This window comes from Xenorhabdus santafensis (genome assembly GCF_033949405.1).
GTDB lineage: Bacteria > Pseudomonadota > Gammaproteobacteria > Enterobacterales > Enterobacteriaceae > Xenorhabdus > Xenorhabdus santafensis.
Genome location: NZ_VCDN01000092.1, coordinates 1 through 17,590 on the forward strand (window position 1 = coordinate 1; position 17,590 = coordinate 17,590).

At 44.9% G+C, this 17,590-nt stretch carries 14 protein-coding genes and 1 tRNA gene; 11 read left to right on the top strand and 4 right to left on the bottom strand.

Features of this window, described 5'->3' with window-relative positions; translation table 11 throughout:
- The first annotated feature begins 28 nt into the window (after positions 1–28).
- A tRNA-Trp gene (locus FE392_RS17015) sits at positions 29–104 on the top strand.
- A gap of 240 nt (positions 105–344) precedes the next feature.
- On the opposite strand, the gene hdfR is transcribed toward FE392_RS17015, so the two are convergent.
- Positions 345–1,181, bottom strand: coding sequence for an HTH-type transcriptional regulator HdfR (hdfR, locus tag FE392_RS17020; protein ID WP_319931389.1), 837 nt, complete (start codon positions 1,179–1,181; stop codon positions 345–347).
- A 116-nt stretch (positions 1,182–1,297) separates the two neighbouring features.
- Between hdfR and FE392_RS17025 the strand changes: the two genes are divergently transcribed.
- Entirely contained in the window at positions 1,298–1,636 is a 339-nt protein-coding gene (locus tag FE392_RS17025) for a MaoP family protein (protein ID WP_319931390.1), read from the top strand.
- Positions 1,637–1,690: 54 nt separating this feature from the next.
- On the opposite strand, the gene FE392_RS17030 is transcribed toward FE392_RS17025, so the two are convergent.
- Positions 1,691–3,217, bottom strand: coding sequence for a YifB family Mg chelatase-like AAA ATPase (locus FE392_RS17030; protein WP_319931391.1), 1,527 nt, complete (start codon positions 3,215–3,217; stop codon positions 1,691–1,693).
- A 599-nt stretch (positions 3,218–3,816) separates the two neighbouring features.
- On the opposite strand from FE392_RS17030, the gene ilvL reads away from it, so the two are divergent.
- The 6 genes from ilvL to ilvA all read left to right on the top strand — a co-directional run bounded on the left by ilvL (position 3,817) and on the right by ilvA (position 10,399).
- The gene (gene ilvL / locus FE392_RS17035) at positions 3,817–3,915 is read left to right on the top strand and encodes an ilv operon leader peptide (protein ID WP_071822532.1); all 99 of its coding nucleotides are present in this window, start codon (positions 3,817–3,819) and stop codon (positions 3,913–3,915) included.
- A gap of 143 nt (positions 3,916–4,058) precedes the next feature.
- Entirely contained in the window at positions 4,059–5,705 is a 1,647-nt protein-coding gene (gene ilvG, locus FE392_RS17040; protein ID WP_319931392.1) for an acetolactate synthase 2 catalytic subunit, read from the top strand.
- Positions 5,702–5,959, top strand: a complete 258-nt coding sequence (ilvM, locus tag FE392_RS17045) for an acetolactate synthase 2 small subunit (protein ID WP_319931393.1) — start codon at positions 5,702–5,704, stop codon at positions 5,957–5,959. Before ilvG ends, ilvM begins: the two co-directional genes overlap by 4 nt.
- A 24-nt stretch (positions 5,960–5,983) precedes the next feature.
- Positions 5,984–6,910, top strand: a complete 927-nt coding sequence (locus FE392_RS17050; RefSeq protein WP_319931394.1) for a branched-chain amino acid transaminase — start codon at positions 5,984–5,986, stop codon at positions 6,908–6,910.
- Between the two features lie 88 nt (positions 6,911–6,998).
- Positions 6,999–8,849, top strand: coding sequence for a dihydroxy-acid dehydratase (gene ilvD, locus FE392_RS17055; RefSeq protein WP_319931395.1), 1,851 nt, complete (start codon positions 6,999–7,001; stop codon positions 8,847–8,849).
- A gap of 2 nt (positions 8,850–8,851) precedes the next feature.
- Positions 8,852–10,399 carry a threonine ammonia-lyase, biosynthetic gene (gene ilvA, locus FE392_RS17060; RefSeq protein ID WP_319931396.1) on the top strand — a complete coding sequence of 516 codons (1,548 nt, stop codon included), beginning with the start codon at positions 8,852–8,854 and terminating at the stop codon, positions 10,397–10,399.
- A 133-nt stretch (positions 10,400–10,532) separates the two neighbouring features.
- On the opposite strand, the gene ilvY is transcribed toward ilvA, so the two are convergent.
- Positions 10,533–11,411 (bottom strand): HTH-type transcriptional activator IlvY, encoded by an 879-nt coding sequence (ilvY, locus tag FE392_RS17065; RefSeq protein ID WP_319931397.1) that lies wholly within the window; start codon positions 11,409–11,411, stop codon positions 10,533–10,535.
- A gap of 159 nt (positions 11,412–11,570) precedes the next feature.
- On the opposite strand from ilvY, the gene ilvC reads away from it, so the two are divergent.
- The gene (gene ilvC, locus FE392_RS17070; protein ID WP_319931398.1) at positions 11,571–13,049 is read left to right on the top strand and encodes a ketol-acid reductoisomerase; all 1,479 of its coding nucleotides are present in this window, start codon (positions 11,571–11,573) and stop codon (positions 13,047–13,049) included.
- Between the two features lie 85 nt (positions 13,050–13,134).
- Here the strand turns inward: ilvC and FE392_RS17075 are convergent, their stop codons facing one another.
- Positions 13,135–14,250 carry a class II histone deacetylase gene (locus FE392_RS17075; protein WP_319931399.1) on the bottom strand — a complete coding sequence of 372 codons (1,116 nt, stop codon included), beginning with the start codon at positions 14,248–14,250 and terminating at the stop codon, positions 13,135–13,137.
- Between the two features lie 235 nt (positions 14,251–14,485).
- Between FE392_RS17075 and rep the strand changes: the two genes are divergently transcribed.
- Positions 14,486–16,507, top strand: coding sequence for a DNA helicase Rep (gene rep, locus FE392_RS17080; RefSeq protein WP_319931400.1), 2,022 nt, complete (start codon positions 14,486–14,488; stop codon positions 16,505–16,507).
- A gap of 119 nt (positions 16,508–16,626) precedes the next feature.
- Positions 16,627–17,583 (top strand): AEC family transporter, encoded by a 957-nt coding sequence (locus tag FE392_RS17085; RefSeq protein WP_319931401.1) that lies wholly within the window; start codon positions 16,627–16,629, stop codon positions 17,581–17,583.
- The last annotated feature ends 7 nt before the right edge of the window (positions 17,584–17,590 follow it).

The following is a 17,590-nucleotide window of genomic DNA, read 5'->3' on the forward strand; positions in this document are numbered from 1 at the left end:
AGTCCCGTCCGCACCGCCACCGTTATTTAGGGGCGTAGTTCAATTGGTAGAGCACCGGTCTCCAAAACCGGGTGTTGGGAGTTCGAGTCTCTCCGCCCCTGCCAGTTAACAACTAAGTAATAATTGATATAGCTTTCAGATTAATAGCCCAGCTAATTTTAGCTGGGTTTTTTCTTATTTCTGTTTTTCTCACCCAATATCCTCGTTATTTACTGATCTTCAATATATTTCTGTTGGCGATCTAGACCTACCTTTCCTGTAGATATCACATTTCCATAGACACTACTTTTTCTATCCTACATATGCGAACAGGTAGTAGCCTCTTTTTATCAAAAGCATTGTCCTCAGAGCTTCATAGGCGCTTTTTCGACAGGAATTTTTATGAGTTGTTGGATAAGGGCTTGTTGGTCACTATTTTGCAGCCATACAGCATATAATGGCCGTTCTATTAACCCAGCATTAGGTGAAGCTATGAGCTTAGGATATTCTTCCTGCCAGTGGACGGGAAGAAATGTTGTCGCATTTACACTGTCCAATAATTCTCTGGCGATATGTGCTGATGTGGTTGTGATGATAGGCGGGTGTTCATTCTTTAAAATTTGTTGCTCTTGGTGATGGAAGTCAGCTCCCCACTCTAATTTGATGTAATTTTCAATACCCTTTTCAAGGTTATGCTGTGTCGTTGATAAAACCAGCTGAATGTTACCGATCAACTGACTTTGGAACTCATCCATTTTGGGGGGCTCTGTGGTAATCAAAAGATCTAATTCACGAGAATGCAACTGCTTGACCAGTGATTGACGTGTAGACACCAATGACTCGATTCTTGTTTCTTGATGGAATTGATAAAACGTATTCAGCCAAGAAGTTAGGTAACCTTCCCATAGTGATGCAGTCGAGCCAATAGAGAGTTCGGTGTGTTGGGCAACATAGTTGATCTCTTTCTTGGCTAATTGCCAAGTATTCATTAGTGACTCTGCATAGGGAACAAGGCGCTCTCCGGCCGCAGTCAGGCGGATGTTATTACGATGCCGTGTGAATAAATTGGTGCCCAACTGATTTTCTAGTTGGCGGATCCGAAAGCTAACAGCGGATTGTGTTAAATAGAGCGATTCAGCTGCCCGACCAAAGTGACGAGTCTTACTGACTTCCAAAAAGGTTTTCAGTAATTCAGTGTCCACATGCATCTCCAATAGTTTTTGTCGTTAAGATTTAAATATTTTGTTTTACAGAATGTCAAGCCTCCCTAATACTCCGCGCCATAATTAGTATGACATTAGAGTTAGGAGTGTGTCAGATGGCTGAAAGCTTCATCACGACTAATCGTTTTTTTGATAATAAACATTATCCACGTGGATTTTCCCGTCATGGTGATTTCACCATCAAAGAAGCCCAATTATTAGAACGCCATGGGTATGCGTTTAATGAATTGGATCTTGGTAAACGTGAACCTCAAACAGAAGAAGAAAAACTGTTTGTTGCGGTCTGCCGCGGTGAACGTGCTCCGGTGACGACGGAGGAAAAAGTATGGGCTAAGTATTTGGCAAAGATCAGCCGTCCAAAACGTTTTCATACTCTTTCCGGCGGAAAACCACAAATAGATTCTTCTGAGGACTATACCGATACTGATGATTAATACCATCATTTGATATTAATGATCTATCTAGAGGGGCGAAAGCCCCTTTCTTATTTATCCGGCTTGTTTTTGTAGCTGAATAAGTAGCCTATCTATACTTCTATAGCTTAGTGCCTCCATAATATCTGGTTTTTCTATTTCTTTTTGGCCTTTTAGGTCAGCAATAGTTCGGGAAACTTTGAGTATCCGGTGCCAGGCCCGTATAGATAACCCTAGTTTTAATAAGGTATTCTCCAGAAAAACGGCATCTTCTGCCTTTAGTTTGCAAATGCTTTCAGTTTGTTTGCTGTTGAGGCAAGCATTAACATGCCCGCAACGTTCGATTTGTACTTTTCTGGCGGTCTGTACTCGTTTTTTGATTTCGTGGCTACTTTCTCCATGTTTTATTGATGATTGACTCAGCGTACCAGGAGGAAGCAGAGGAACTTCAATCGAAAGGTCAAAACGATCTAAAAAAGGCCCGGAAAGCTTGGAAAGATAGCGTAATACTTGTTGTGGACTGCTTCGGTTATGCAAACCTTGATGATAGCCTGTTGGGCTAGGGTTCATTGCTGCGATAAGCTGAACTTGAGCAGGGAAGCAGACTTTTGCCTTTGCTCGGGATATGACTATTTCGCCAGACTCTAGAGGCTCACGTAATGCATCAAGAACACTGCGATTGAATTCGGGTAATTCATCCAGAAACAATACCCCATTATGCGCAAGAGAAATCTCGCCAGGTTTTGGTATTGAACCTCCTCCAACAAGGGCTGCCATTGATGAACTATGATGAGGGGCTCTAAATGGGCGTATATGCCATTTTTGCGGGGTAATTGAGTATCCGACAAGGCTATTGATCGCAGCGACCTCCAGAGCCTCCTGATGCGTTAATGGTGGCAGTAGATGGCATAAGCGACTGGCCAGCATGGTTTTACCTGTTCCCGGAGGGCCGAGTAGCAGAAGGTTATGTCCTCCAGCAGCAGTTATTTCCAATGCCCGCTTGGCTTGTTCCTGCCCAATGATATCCTGCATATCCAAAATAGATGGTTCAGCCTGTAATTCAATCGGTGGGGGGGAGGATAATTGGGCATCTTTTCCTTGCAGGAAATAGCAGACCTGCAACAAATGCTCGGCCAGCAATACTTCATTTTGGGACAAAATAGCCAGTTCGGTTTTGTTTTCTGAAGAGAGGATCAGCTGCCTCTCGGCTCTTTTGGCACTCAAGGCTGCCGGGATGGCTCCTGTCACTCGCCGTATTTCGCCAGAAAGCGCTAACTCACCTAAAAATTCGTAATTTTGCAGCTTTTCTGTCGAGATTTGCTCCGATGCTGCCAATATCGCGATAGCAATAGGCAGATCATATCTTCCGCCTTCTTTTGGAAGGTCTGCCGGGGCTAAATTCACCGTGATCCTTTTGGGTGGATAAGTAAAACCGCTGTTTAACAATGCACTTCTGACTCGATCTCGGGCTTCTTTAACGGTAGTTTCAGGTAAACCAACAAGGGTCAGGCCAGGCAGCCCATTACTGATATGGGCTTCTATCGTAACAATAGGGGAGTCAATGCCAATTGTTGCCCGTGTATGAATGACGGCGAGTGCCATGATGCTCTCCTTAGCAAGAAAGCAAATATCATGAATCGATAAAAAATAATAAAAAGTCTCTTGATGTTATTTTGCGAAGCGATTCGTAAAAGTATTTATTCTTACGGTTATTTTGAGGTTTATGTCTTTACTCTGATTAAATAATAACTCAATGTTATTTATGAATAATCAGATAAACAAACGCTAGAAAATAACAAATTATATCGACTTCTTAATGATACCAATAGTTATAGTAATTATCTTTTAAATATTAATAATTATTATATATCTTGTAATCTAATATTATTAATAATAATAACTATTAGTCAACATTATCGATTTCGATTATGTTTGATACTGCGCCATCAACAGACAGATGATTCAATGGTTTTTTTGTGATTTTATTTATTAATAATTTTATTAAACAGATAGATAGCTATTTTTCTACATGTAAACTGAGCCCATTAAAGCAGATAAATCTGCTTTAATATCTATCTGAATGAAAAGTATAAATAAAATAATTTTGTTACGAAAAAATAAAAAATAATTATTGTCAATGTTCATAGAAAGTGATAACTCTTAAATATACGTCAAGCATGAGAAGCAGAACGAACTAAATTATGAACGCATTTGTCCTAGTGATTAGCCTAATTATTGTGAGTGTGGTGGTGATTATTATCCCACCGTGCGGGGCTGCACTTGGACGAAGGAAGGCTTAGACAGACAAAAAGTCGCCAGATTTCAAAAAACCCCCGCACCGAAAGGCGCGGGGGTTTTTTTTAGCACTCTGGCATGCAAACAAAAACAAACATAACGAATACGTCACAACAAGCAAACACAGGCTGAATGCAATGGGGGCACAATGAACGGGGCACAATCACTTATCGCAGCATTACGAGAGCAGGGGATTGAAAAAGTTTTCGGGTATCCTGGTGGGGCTATTATGCCCGTTTATGATGCTCTGTATGACGGTGGAATTGACCACATATTATGCCGCCATGAACAGGGGGCTGTTATAGCAGCAATCGGCTATGCAAGGGCAAGTGGTAAGCCTGGCGTTTGTATTGCAACTTCAGGCCCTGGCGCGACAAATTTAATCACCGGATTGGCTGACGCCCTGCTGGATTCTGTTCCTGTTATCGCTATCACTGGTCAGGTTGGCACTGAACTTATCGGAACGGATGCCTTTCAGGAAATTGATATCTTGGGAATGTCCCTTTCGTGTACGAAACATAGCTTTCTTATCGATTCGGTAGAAAAAATACCCCAAGTTATGGCTGATGCTTTCAGTGTTGCCATGAATGATCGCCCCGGGCCTGTTTTGATTGATTTTCCGAAAGATATCCAATTAGCTCAGGGAGATTTTGCCCCGTACCTGATACCGACACCTCAAAACTTACCTCTTCCGCAGAGAGAATTGGAACAAGCCCGCGATTTGTTGGCCTCCTCTCAGAAACCTGTTTTATACGTAGGCGGAGGCGTTGGGATGTCCGGCGCTGTTCCCGAATTACGCCATTTTGTTGCCGAGACAGGAATGCCGGTTGTTTCCACATTAAAAGGGTTGGGAGCTGCGGATTGTGACCATGAGTGCTATTTGGGCATGTTGGGGATGCATGGTTCTAAAGCCGCCAACTTTGCTGTTCAATCTTGTGATTTGTTAATTGCTGCTGGTGCACGTTTTGATGATCGTGTGACAGGGAAGCTGAATACGTTTGCACCCAATGCCAAGGTCATTCATTTAGACATTGATCCTGCTGAATTTAATAAATTACGCCAAACGCATATTTCGTTATTAGGTGATTTAAAAACATTACTGCCCCAATTACAGCAAACTTTGTCAATTCAGGACTGGCAGGAAGAAGTAAAACAATTAAAAAATGAACACGTATGTCGCTATGACTATCAAGGCGAAAGCATTTATGCGCCGTTGCTGTTGAAACAAATTTCTGACCGTTCATCCTCGAATACCATCATTACAACCGATGTCGGGCAACATCAGATGTGGACTGCTCAACACATGACATTTAGCCAGCCGGAGAATTTCATCACCTCAAGCGGATTGGGCACGATGGGGTTTGGTATTCCCGCAGCGATTGGCGCACAAATGGCGCGTCCGGAAGATATGGTTATCTGCATATCCGGTGACGGTTCTTTCATGATGAATGTTCAGGAATTAGGCACAATCAAGCGTAAGCAGTTGCCGGTCAAAATGATCTTATTGGATAACCAACGCCTGGGAATGGTTCGTCAGTGGCAAGAATTGTTTTTTGAAAAACGTTATAGCGAGACAATCTTAACTGATAACCCTGATTTTATTGCGCTGGCACAAGCCTTCGATATTCCTGGGCAACACATTACCGATAAATCGCAGGTGGACGATGCCTTGGATGCTTTGTTTAACAGTAAGGGTGCGTATTTGTTACATGTATCCATCGATGAATTAGAAAATGTTTGGCCGCTGGTGCCCCCGGGTTCAAGCAACGCAACTATGTTGGAGAAGTCATTATGATGCAACATCAACTGGCCATTCAGGCAAGATTTTGTCCTGAAATTTTGGAAAGAATTCTGAGAGTTACTCGCCATCGTGGATTTCAGATATGCGCATTGAATATGGATCATGCCGAAGATAGTGATAATGTAAGTATCGAGCTGACAGTATCCAGCCAGCGCCCTGTTAATTTACTTTTTTCTCAACTGATGAAATTGGTCGATGTTGCAGGCGTTGAGATCAAGCACAAAAAATCACAATTGATAAGCGCATAATGCGCAATTGAAGGAAAACTGAGAATGACAAAGCAAGCTGATTACATCTGGTTCAATGGGGAAATGGTGCCTTGGGCAGAAGCAAAAGTTCACGTAATGTCCCATGCCTTACATTATGGTACTTCGGTATTTGAGGGCATTCGTTGCTATGACTCTCACAAAGGGCCCGTTGTGTTTCGCCATCGTGAACATATGCAGCGCTTGCGTGACTCAGCCAAGATTTATCGTTTCCCGGTGACATATAGTGTCGATGAACTGATGGAAGCGTGTCGTGAAACTCTTCGTAAAAACAAATTATCCAGTGCTTACATTCGCCCATTGGTCTTTATTGGTGATGTTGGCATGGGTGTTAACCCTCCAGCGGGTTATAAAACAGACGTTATTATTGCCGCCTTTCCTTGGGGAACTTATCTTGGTGAAGATGCGTTGGATCAAGGTGTTGATGCAATGGTTTCTTCATGGAACCGCGTTGCGGCAAATACGATCCCGACGGGGGCAAAAGCTGGAGGAAATTATCTTTCATCCTTGCTGGTGGGAAGTGAAGCCCGACGCCATGGCTATCAGGAAGGGATTGCACTGGATATTCATGGTCATATTTCAGAAGGTGCTGGTGAAAACCTATTTGAAGTGAAAGACGGGGTTCTGTTTACACCTCCGTTTACTTCATCAGCCCTGCCGGGGATCACGCGCGATGCAATAATTAAACTGGCTCAGGATCTGGGGCTGGAAGTGCGTGAGCAGACACTTTCTCGCGAATCGCTTTATTTGGCTGATGAGGTCTTTATGACCGGCACGGCTGCGGAAATCACACCGGTTCGCAGTGTCGATGGGATTCAAGTTGGCATTGGCAAATGTGGCCCTATCACCAAAAAAATCCAAAGTGCGTTCTTTGGCCTCTTTGATGGTACGACAGAAGATAAATGGGGCTGGCTGGATCCAGTTAACCCTTAATAAAAAATATAAAATCCAACGGGCGGCTGTTCCCCGCCTGTTCTGGTTGTGAAGTTAATTAGATAAGACAGACATGGGAGTAAAAGCAATGCCTAAATACCGTTCTGCCACGACGACACATGGCCGTAATATGGCAGGTGCCCGTGCTTTATGGCGAGCTACGGGAATGACTGATGCAGATTTTGGAAAGCCCATTATCGCTGTTGTTAATTCATTCACTCAATTTGTGCCGGGGCATGTACATTTGCGCGATCTCGGCAAATTGGTGGCAGAACAAATTGAGGCAGCAGGGGGAGTTGCAAAAGAGTTCAATACCATCGCCGTTGATGATGGCATCGCGATGGGGCATGGAGGCATGCTTTATTCGCTGCCTTCGCGCGAGTTGATTGCGGATTCGGTTGAATATATGGTCAATGCCCACTGTGCTGATGCCATGGTGTGTATTTCCAACTGCGACAAAATAACGCCGGGGATGTTAATGGCATCTCTGCGGTTGAATATTCCGGTGATCTTTGTTTCCGGTGGCCCAATGGAAGCGGGTAAAACACGTTTATCTGATCAAATCATCAAGCTGGATTTAGTCGATGCCATGATCCAAGGGGCTAATCCAAACGTCAGTGATGAGCAAAGTGATCAGATCGAACGTTCTGCTTGCCCTACTTGTGGCTCCTGTTCTGGCATGTTCACGGCTAACTCAATGAACTGTCTGACTGAAGCGCTTGGGCTTTCGCAACCGGGCAATGGTTCATTGCTTGCGACACATGCGGATCGCAAGAGCCTGTTTATCAATGCAGGTAAGCGTATTGTCGAGTTAACCAAGCGTTATTACGAAAAAAATGATGACAGCGCCTTACCTCGCAGTATTGCGACTAAAGCGGCATTTGAAAATGCCATGACATTAGATATCGCGATGGGTGGTTCTACGAATACTGTTCTGCATTTGCTCGCCGCAGCACAGGAAGGCGAAATTGATTTCACCATGGCAGACATTGACCGTCTTTCCCGTCAGGTTCCTCACCTCTGCAAAGTTGCACCGAGCACTCAAAAATATCATATGGAAGATGTACATCGTGCTGGTGGTGTAATTGGCATCCTTGGTGAATTGGATCGTGCAGGGCTTTTGCATCGCAATGTGAAAAATATTCTGGGATTGGATTTATCGCAGACCTTGATGCAGTACGACATCATGCTAACAGCAGATGAAAGTGTGAAGAGCATGTATGCTGCGGGGCCTGCGGGTATACGCACTACCCAAGCCTTCTCGCAGGATTGCCGCTGGCCAACATTGGATGACGATCGCAAGGAAGGATGCATCCGTGAATATGCACATGCATACAGTCAGGATGGGGGCTTGGCGGTTCTGTCTGGCAACATCGCAGTGGACGGTTGCATTGTAAAAACGGCAGGGGTTGATGAAGGCAGCTTGACTTTCCGGGGGCCGGCTAAAGTCTATGAAAGTCAGGACGATGCCGTCAATGCTATCTTGGGTGGAAAAGTGGTGGCAGGAGATGTGGTTGTCATTCGCTATGAAGGCCCGAAAGGTGGCCCCGGAATGCAAGAAATGCTTTACCCGACGACTTACCTGAAATCGATGGGCTTGGGCAAAAGTTGTGCGTTGATCACCGATGGACGTTTTTCAGGAGGCACATCGGGTCTTTCCATCGGTCACGTTTCTCCTGAAGCGGCGAATGGCGGTTTGATTGGATTGATTCAAGATGGCGATATCATCGATATTGATATTCCAAACCGTAAAATACAGTTGGATGTTGCCGAAACTGAACTGGCTGAACGCACGCAGGCTGAATTATCGCGCGGAGAGAAAGCGTGGACGCCTCATTCGCGGCAGCGTCAGGTTTCTTTTGCATTACGTGCCTATGCTTCGTTGGCAACCAGCGCTGACAAAGGCGCAGTGCGTGATAAAACCAAGCTGGGGTACTGATTGTGGCGGTTTATTCTCTTAATACAGAGCCGAATGGGGCGGAATATCTTAAGGCTGCATTGAGTGCGCCTGTGTATGACGTCGTTCAAGTTACGCCACTGCAGGGAATGCAAAAAATTTCTTCTCGTTTAAATAATACGATTTTAGTAAAACGGGAAGATCGTCAGTTGGTACACAGTTTTAAATTGCGTGGTGCATACGCGATGATTGCTGGCTTGACGGAAGATCAAAAAAACAGGGGAGTGATTACAGCTTCAGCGGGCAATCACGCGCAAGGTGTTGCGTTGTCCGCGAATAAAGTCGGTGTGAAAGCAACCGTCGTGATGCCAACAGCAACGGCAGATATTAAAGTCGATGCGGTTCGCAGCTTTGGCGGCAATGTTTTGTTACACGGCGCAAATTTCGACGAAGCGAAAGCAAAAGCGATCGAAATGGCAAAAGAGCAGGGTTACACCTTTATCCCCCCTTTTGACCACCCCGCAGTGATTGCAGGTCAGGCAACATTGGCGATGGAACTATTGCAGCAGGATGTTCACCTTGATCGTATCTTTGTGCCCGTTGGTGGGGGTGGATTGATTGCAGGTGTTGCCGTTCTCATCAAACAGCTGGTTCCTGAGATGAAAGTCATTGGTGTGGAAGCTGAAGATTCCGCTTGCTTGAAAGCGGCTTTGGCAGCTGGCCGCCCCGTTGATTTGCCCAGAGTTGGCTTATTTGCGGAAGGGGTGGCGGTGAAACGCATCGGCGATGAAACATTTCGTTTATGCCAGCAGTATGTTGATGATGTCATCACGGTAGACAGCGATGCTATTTGTGCCGCGGTGAAAGACATTTTTGAGGATGTCAGGGCGATTGCGGAACCTTCCGGCGCCTTGGCATTGGCAGGATTGAAGAAATATGTCCAGCAACACCAGATTCAGGGGGAGCGGTTGGCACACATTCTTTCTGGCGCCAATGTGAATTTTCATGGTTTACGTTATGTTTCAGAGCGTTGCGAACTGGGCGAACAGCGAGAGGCGTTGTTGGCGGTGACCATTCCGGAACAAAAGGGCAGTTTCCTGCACTTTTGCCAAGTATTGGGTTCCCGTGTGGTAACTGAATTCAGTTATCGTTATTCGGATGCCACTGATCCAAGTAAAGCCTGTATTTTTGTTGGTATTCGATTAAGCCGTGGATATGTCGAACGGTGTGAAATAATCGAAGAGTTGAAAGCATCGGGTTATCAGGTCGCTGATTTTACCGATGATGAAATGGCAAAACTGCATGTTCGTTACATGATAGGTGGCAGGCCATCCAAGCCATTGCAGGAGCGGTTGTTCAGTTTTGCTTTTCCTGAATCTCCGGGCGCGTTGCTGAAATTTTTACAGACACTGGGCGCACATTGGAATATCACTTTATTTCATTATCGTAGTCACGGTACGGATTATGGCCGTGTACTGGCTGCTTTTGAACTTTCTGAGCCGGAATTGCGCTTTGATCGCCATTTGGACGAGCTGGGTTACGAATATCATGATGAAACAGATAATCCTTCGTTTAAATTATTTTTGACTTAATCAGCAGTTCTTAAACATCCGTTCTTAATTACTTGTTTTTATAACAAGCCGAAAAATAGCTCTTTTCTGGGGCTATTTTTCGCCGCATATGCATATAGAGACTTATAGCCAGAGAGTTCCAATGAACTGCGGATTACAGCAGTTCCCAAAATGCTTTAATCAAAGGCTCATTTAAACGTTTATTCAATGCACAAACGCCTAATTCAAACGGTTCGACCAGTGAAATATCCAACAAAGAGATACGGTTACGTACGGGCTCAGGGCTATTTTCGACCACAACCGCTGGGATAAGGGCAATCCCGCAACCTAATGCCACCATGGAAACAATCGCTTCATGACCGGAGACGGTTGCGTAAATCATGGGATGCAGGATTTTATTCCGCCGAAACCAAAGTTCAATTCGTGTGCGAGAAGGGCCATGTTCAGGCAGGATAAAAGGTATTTGATTCCAATCGGGGGATTCCTGTGTGGCGAGCGTTTTCACAGCACAGGGCAAAGTCGGGGCAATCAATACCAGCGGAATTTCCCCGATTTTGGTGAAACGGACATTATCAGGCAGTTTCTCCGGCTTGCCTGCGATACCTAAATCAGCATCATTGGATTGAACTCTATCAACGGCATCTGCGGCATCTCCGGTTGTCAGTTTAATTTCCACCAAAGGATGTTCAGCCCTGAATTTATCCAATACTTGCGGAAGATGACTATATGCGGCAGTGACGGAACAAAACAGGCGAAGTTCTCCTGTCAATGAAGGGGCTTGGTGGTTTAACGAATGCCTTAGCTGCGTATATTGCAGGAGAGTTTGTTGAGCAAATTGTTTAAGTTGTTCACCAGCGGGAGTTAATTTCACTGTCCGATTATCCCGCAGAAAAAGTGAATGCCCCAATAACTCTTCAAGACGTTGGATTTGGCGTGAAAGTGTCGATGGGCTGACATGCATGGCCTTGGCTGTTCGCCCAAAATGGCAACTTTCTGCAAGGTGTAAAAACAGTTTTAAATCACGTAGATCCATCGCGTGTAAACCTTTTGCTTAGAAACTTGTGTGTATGGGAAGACTTGTTTCATAAACTGCAATGTAGTCTTGTTAATATATCAATTTAAGCAATGGCGTACATGTCATATATTGGTTCTATGCAAACACGACATCACACATAATTATATCGGAGTCACCATGGCTAACTATTTTAATACGTTGAATTTACGCCAGCAATTGGCGCAATTAGGCAAATGCCGTTTCATGACGCGGGAAGAATTTGCTGACGAGGCAGGGTATTTAAAAAACAAGAAGGTAGTGATTGTTGGCTGTGGTGCTCAAGGACTAAACCAGGGCTTGAATATGCGCGATTCTGGTTTAGACATTTCTTATGCGTTGCGTAAAGAAGCAATTGAAGAAAAACGTGCTTCATGGCGCAAGGCAACGGAAAACGGCTTCAAGGTCGGCACCTATGAAGAGTTAATTCCACAGGCCGATTTGGTTATCAATTTAACGCCAGACAAACAGCACTCATCAGTTGTTCAGGCTGTGCAGCCCCTGATGAAAGAAGGTGCCGCGTTGGGCTATTCCCACGGTTTCAACATTGTTGAAGTGGGAGAGCAGATACGCAAAGACATCACTGTTGTGATGGTTGCCCCTAAATGCCCGGGTACGGAAGTCCGCGAAGAATACAAACGTGGGTTTGGTGTTCCAACCCTGATTGCTGTGCACCCAGAAAATGATACCAAAGGTGAAGGAATGGCTATCGCGAAAGCATGGGCTGCTGCGACAGGTGGTCATCGTGCTGGTGTTCTGGAATCATCTTTCGTCGCAGAAGTTAAATCTGATTTGATGGGGGAGCAAACTATTCTGTGTGGCATGTTACAGGCGGGTTCTTTGCTGTGTTATGACCGATTGATTGCTGATGGCGCTGAACCGGGCTATGCCGGAAAATTAATTCAGTTTGGCTGGGAAACCATTACCGAAGCCTTGAAGCAGGGCGGTATTACGTTGATGATGGATCGTCTCTCCAATTCAGCGAAATTGCGTGCTTATGCGCTTTCAGAGCAGTTGAAAACCATTATGGCACCGCTGTTCCAGAAACATATGGATGATATCATTTCCGGTGAATTTTCTTCCACAATGATGGCTGACTGGGCGAATGATGACAAAAACTTGCTGACTTGGCGTGAAGAAACCGGCAGAACATCATTCGAAAATTATCCTGAATACAATGGTCACATTGGTGAGCAGGAATACTTCGATCACGGCGTACTGATGGTCGCTATGGCGAAGGCTGGAGTTGAGCTGGCATTTGAAACGATGATAGATTCCGGCATCATTGAAGAGTCTGCTTATTATGAGTCGTTGCATGAACTGCCGCTGATAGCCAATACGATTGCCCGTAAGCGTTTGTATGAGATGAATGTGGTTATTTCTGATACTGCGGAATATGGCAACTATCTGTTCTCTCATGTTGCGGTTCCGTTGCTGAAAGAAAAATTTATGGCGACCCTGCAAGCAGGGGATTTAGGTAAACCCGTTGCAGATCGGGGCATCGATAATGCTCAGTTACGCGATGTGAATGAAGCCATCCGTAATCACCCAATTGAAATCATCGGCCATACATTGCGTGGTTATATGACTGATATGAAACGTATTTCTGTCGGCGGATAAAGTAATACTCGATAGAACAGTACAGAACTTATTCTGCCCGGTAAGCGATATCGGGCAGAATATTTTAGATGTTACAGAATACAAACTACAGCTTAAATCTTAAGCTCATTTCATCAATAAGTTGGCGTTGTAAAATCTCAAATGGCTCTCTGGGCTGCTGTAATTGGATCATTTCCAGCGACAGGTCGTTAACGTCAGTACGGACGCCGCTTAATTCCTCAAGAACAGCCAAACCACAGAATGGCACATAGGCTTCGGAATATCCCCCTTCATGCACCATGACCAGTTTGCCGTGGCATAACTCATCCGCCGCTTGTTGTATTTTCCGGGTCATTTCACGAAAACTGTTGCTGTGCAGTAGCATTCGGGATAATGGATCGTAAGCATTGGCATCATAGCCGCAGGCAACGATAATCAATTCAGGCTGGTAGCGTTTGAGTGCCGGCAGGACAATTCTATCCATGGCATACATATAACTATTGTGCCCGGCACCTGCCATCAATGGGATATTGATATTGAACCCTTGACCTTTACCGGCACCGATATCTTCTTCACCGCTGTAACCTTCGGGATAATTTCCGTCTTGGTGCAGCGAGATGGTCAACACATCATCACGTTCCCAGAAAATGTGTTGTGTTCCATTGCCATGATGAACATCCCAGTCAACGACGGCAACTCGGCCAACGCCAAGTTTTGCTTTTGCGGCCTCAATGGCAAGGGCAATATTGGCAAGAAAACAAAAGCCCATCGCGCTATCAGGCAAGCAATGGTGTCCGGGAGGGCGGGAAAGACTGTAAGCGTTATCCAACTCACCAGCCAATACTGCTTTAACTGCGGCATAAGCCAGGCCGGCGGAAAGTTTGGCTATCTCATAGGTGCCTTGTCCCATCGGGGCGGAAGGTTCCAATATACCGCCCCCATTATCGCTCATGGACTTAAAACGATGTAAATACTCTTCGGTATGGACAAGCTTTAATGTTTCATCATCGAGAGGCTCAGCACTTCGTAAATGCAATGAACGACTTAAGCCTGAAACATCCATTAAGCTTTTCATTCTGCGTTTGGTTTCGGGGGATTCCGCATGCCCATTACTTGCAGGAGGCTGAACCCACCCACCTACAGGAAATGTGACAACATGAGATAATCCAGAACTATGCCAGAAACAAAGTTCATCAAAGAAAAAGCCAGTATTACGTAGCATATCGCATCTCCTTTTTGATTGATTTTCACCTCAACGGAAATTGTTATAACACCGGTTAAGCCGGAATTATGCTAAGTATTTAAATTAGTGGGGCTCATTATGTATTCAGTTTAAGGTACTTAAAATTTCAGTAAAAACCATCGGCTTCATTTATTGTATGAGTTCATAACTGAGCCTTGCTTTCTGCTACAATTCAGCTCCTTGATCTTTCATCCTGATATAACCTTCAAAAAATATGCGATTAAATCCAAGCCAACAACAAGCGGTTGAATTTGTCACAGGGCCTTGTCTGGTTCTGGCGGGTGCTGGCTCCGGCAAAACCCGAGTCATCACTAATAAAATTGCCCACCTGATCCGCGGTTGTGGCTATCAGCCCCGCCACATTGTGGCCGTCACCTTCACCAATAAGGCGGCGCGCGAAATGAAAGAACGTGTGGCACAGACTCTGGGCCGGAAGGAAGCTAAGGGGTTGATGATCTCGACTTTTCATACTTTGGGTTTGGAAATAATCAAGCGTGAATACAAGGCGTTGGGTATGAAGAGCAATTTTTCGTTGTTCGACGACCAAGATCAAATGGCCTTATTAAAAGATTTGACCGCAGATTTGCTGGAGGAAGATAAGGATCTGCTGCAAAAGCTGATTTCGAATATTTCTAACTGGAAGAATGACTTAATGTCGCCAGAACGAGTGATTGGTACTGCACGTTCGGCACAAGATCATCAGTTTGCTGAGTGTTATCGCCGTTATGACCTGCATCTGACGAGCTGTAATGTTCTCGATTTTGATGATCTGATCACAAAGCCAACACTGTTGCTAATGCGCGATGAGGAAGTCAGGGAACGTTGGCAGAATAAGATCCGTTACTTGCTGGTGGATGAATATCAGGATACCAACACCAGCCAGTATCAATTGGTGAAACTGTTGGTGGGGAACCGTGCTCGTTTTACGGTCGTTGGCGATGATGATCAGTCTATCTATTCATGGCGTGGTGCCCGCCCGCAAAACTTGATCTTATTGAAAGAGGATTTCCCTCAGCTGAATGTGATCAAACTGGAGCAAAATTACCGTTCGTCAGGAAGGATATTGAAAGCGGCCAATATTTTGATTGCTAACAACCCTCATGTATTTGAGAAAAAACTTTTTTCAGAGCTGCATTATGGCGAGCCTCTCAGAGTGATCGAAGCCAATAACGAAGATCATGAGGCTGAACGCGTAGTCGGTGAACTGATCGCCCATCATTTTATCAACAAAACGGAATATAAAGATTACGCGATCCTTTATCGTGGCAATCACCAATCCCGTATCTTTGAAAAAATGTTGATGCAAAACCGTATTCCTTATCGTATTTCGGGCGGAACATCGTTCTTTTCCCGACCGGAGATCAAGGACTTACTTTCCTACCTGCGTGTTTTGACCAATCCTGAAGATGACAGCGCGTTTTTGCGTATCGTCAATACTCCACGGAGAGAAATTGGGGCGGTCACTATCCAGAAATTGGGCGAGTGGGCGAATCAGCGTGACAAAAGCTTATATCAAGCCAGTTTTGATCTCGGTTTGGAGCAGCATTTGAATGGGCGGGGCTTGGCCGCATTACAACGGTTTACTCACTGGATGGAAGAGATAACCCGTCAGGTTGAACGGGAGCCATTACTGGCGGTAAGGGATTTGCTGCGGGGCATGGATTATGAAAGCTGGCTCTATGAAACCTCGCCGAGTCCGAAAGCGGCAGAGATGAGAATGAAAAACGTCAATCAACTCTTCACTTGGATGAGCGAAATGCTTGAGGGGAATGATTTGGATGAACCGATGACGCTTTCCCAAGTCGTGGCGCGTTTTACTCTGCGGGATATGCTGGAAAGAGGAGAGGAAAATGAAGAGCTGGATCAGGTTCAGTTGATGACATTGCACGCTTCCAAGGGGTTGGAATTTCCTTATGTTTTCTTGGTTGGCATGGAAGAGGGTTTGTTGCCACACCAAAGTAGCATTGATGAAGACAATATTGAGGAAGAGCGCCGTTTGGCTTATGTGGGGATCACGCGTGCACAGAGAGAGCTTTTCTTCACTCTTAGCAAAGAGCGCCGCCAGTATGGCGAACTCATTCGCCCGGAGCCAAGTCGTTTTTTGCTGGAATTGCCTCAAGATGATTTGAGCTGGCCACAGAGTAAACGTGTGGTGAGTGCAGAAGAGAGAATGAAGCAGGGACAATCGCGCCTTGCAGACATTAAATCCCGCTTGGGATTGGGGCAAAAAAAATGAAAGCTGCCATAAGCCCTCTTTTTCATAAAAGGGAGTGCATTGCTTAAAGTAATATTCCCACTGATTTTTAATGAATAGCTATATTATTTTAAATTCATCTGCATAAGGCTGGCTTTAAAATGTTTATGATAGTTGCACCTATATTCCTAATTATCTTGGTCGGGTATTTTTTTGGTCGTTTACGTCCTGATAGCGGGTTGTCCGATAAGTTAATCAATGATTATGTACTTTATATCGCACTTCCCGCGTTATTATTCCTTGCCATTGCTCGTGCAGATATGAGTGAGCTGAAACAGTGGGGATTTATCGCAGCCAGTCTGGCCGGAATCGGTGCGGTGTATATTTTAGGCATTCTGGTGGCAAAAATCATGGGGATTGGTTTGCCACAATCGTCGATTTTAAGCATGGGGGCATGTTATGGCACAACCGGATATATGGGCGTTCCGATCCTGATTTCTGTTTACGGTGAATCTGCTGCGCTTCCGGCTGCCATTGCGACGATTTTGCATAATATCCCGGCTATCATAGCGGTTATCGTGACTTATGATATTTTTTCCTCACGCCAATCAGGCAGTAAGATATCGATCAGGCAAAGTTTCACCGGGGCATTAAAAACGACATTGAGCAATCCCCTGACTGTCTCTGTTATTGCAGGCTTGGTTTTCGTTTGCCTTAGCATTCCGGTTCCGCAATTTTTGCAATCATTTGCCCAGCTGCTTGGCAGTGCGGCTGGCCCAACAGCGCTATTCGCTTTAGGATTGGGTTTATCTCGCCTTAAGATTACAGAACATATCAATGGTCATACATTGAAACTGGTTGTCCCAATGTTATGCCTTAAGATTGGCATACAGCCATTGATTACGTTTATCTGTGCCTATTATTTGTTTGGCATGCAGAAAGCAGATATTTGGATGATTGTTGCGGTTGTTATGGCGGCGCAGCCAATAGGGGCGGGGGTTTATGTTTTTGCCAATAAGTATGGTTTTAAACAGGAAGCCATTTCCCTTTCCATTATTATCTCCCTGCTTATCGCATTAGTGACTATCCCCATTATTTTGCAATTGTTGCCTGCCTAAATTTGGA

What these genes read in the sequence shown, in the direction of transcription:
- FE392_RS17075 (WP_319931399.1), bottom strand. Translation starts at nt 14,250, where the DNA reads ATGCTACGTAATACTGGCTTTTTCTTTGATGAACTTTGTTTCTGGCAT.
- ilvD (WP_319931395.1), top strand. Translation starts at nt 6,999, where the DNA reads ATGCCTAAATACCGTTCTGCCACGACGACACATGGCCGTAATATGGCA.
- ilvL (WP_071822532.1), top strand. Translation starts at nt 3,817, where the DNA reads ATGAACGCATTTGTCCTAGTGATTAGCCTAATTATTGTGAGTGTGGTG.
- ilvY (WP_319931397.1), bottom strand. Translation starts at nt 11,411, where the DNA reads ATGGATCTACGTGATTTAAAACTGTTTTTACACCTTGCAGAAAGTTGC.
- FE392_RS17085 (WP_319931401.1), top strand. Translation starts at nt 16,627, where the DNA reads ATGTTTATGATAGTTGCACCTATATTCCTAATTATCTTGGTCGGGTAT.
- FE392_RS17050 (WP_319931394.1), top strand. Translation starts at nt 5,984, where the DNA reads ATGACAAAGCAAGCTGATTACATCTGGTTCAATGGGGAAATGGTGCCT.
- ilvG (WP_319931392.1), top strand. Translation starts at nt 4,059, where the DNA reads ATGAACGGGGCACAATCACTTATCGCAGCATTACGAGAGCAGGGGATT.
- ilvC (WP_319931398.1), top strand. Translation starts at nt 11,571, where the DNA reads ATGGCTAACTATTTTAATACGTTGAATTTACGCCAGCAATTGGCGCAA.
- FE392_RS17030 (WP_319931391.1), bottom strand. Translation starts at nt 3,217, where the DNA reads ATGGCACTCGCCGTCATTCATACACGGGCAACAATTGGCATTGACTCC.
- rep (WP_319931400.1), top strand. Translation starts at nt 14,486, where the DNA reads ATGCGATTAAATCCAAGCCAACAACAAGCGGTTGAATTTGTCACAGGG.
- ilvM (WP_319931393.1), top strand. Translation starts at nt 5,702, where the DNA reads ATGATGCAACATCAACTGGCCATTCAGGCAAGATTTTGTCCTGAAATT.
- FE392_RS17025 (WP_319931390.1), top strand. Translation starts at nt 1,298, where the DNA reads ATGGCTGAAAGCTTCATCACGACTAATCGTTTTTTTGATAATAAACAT.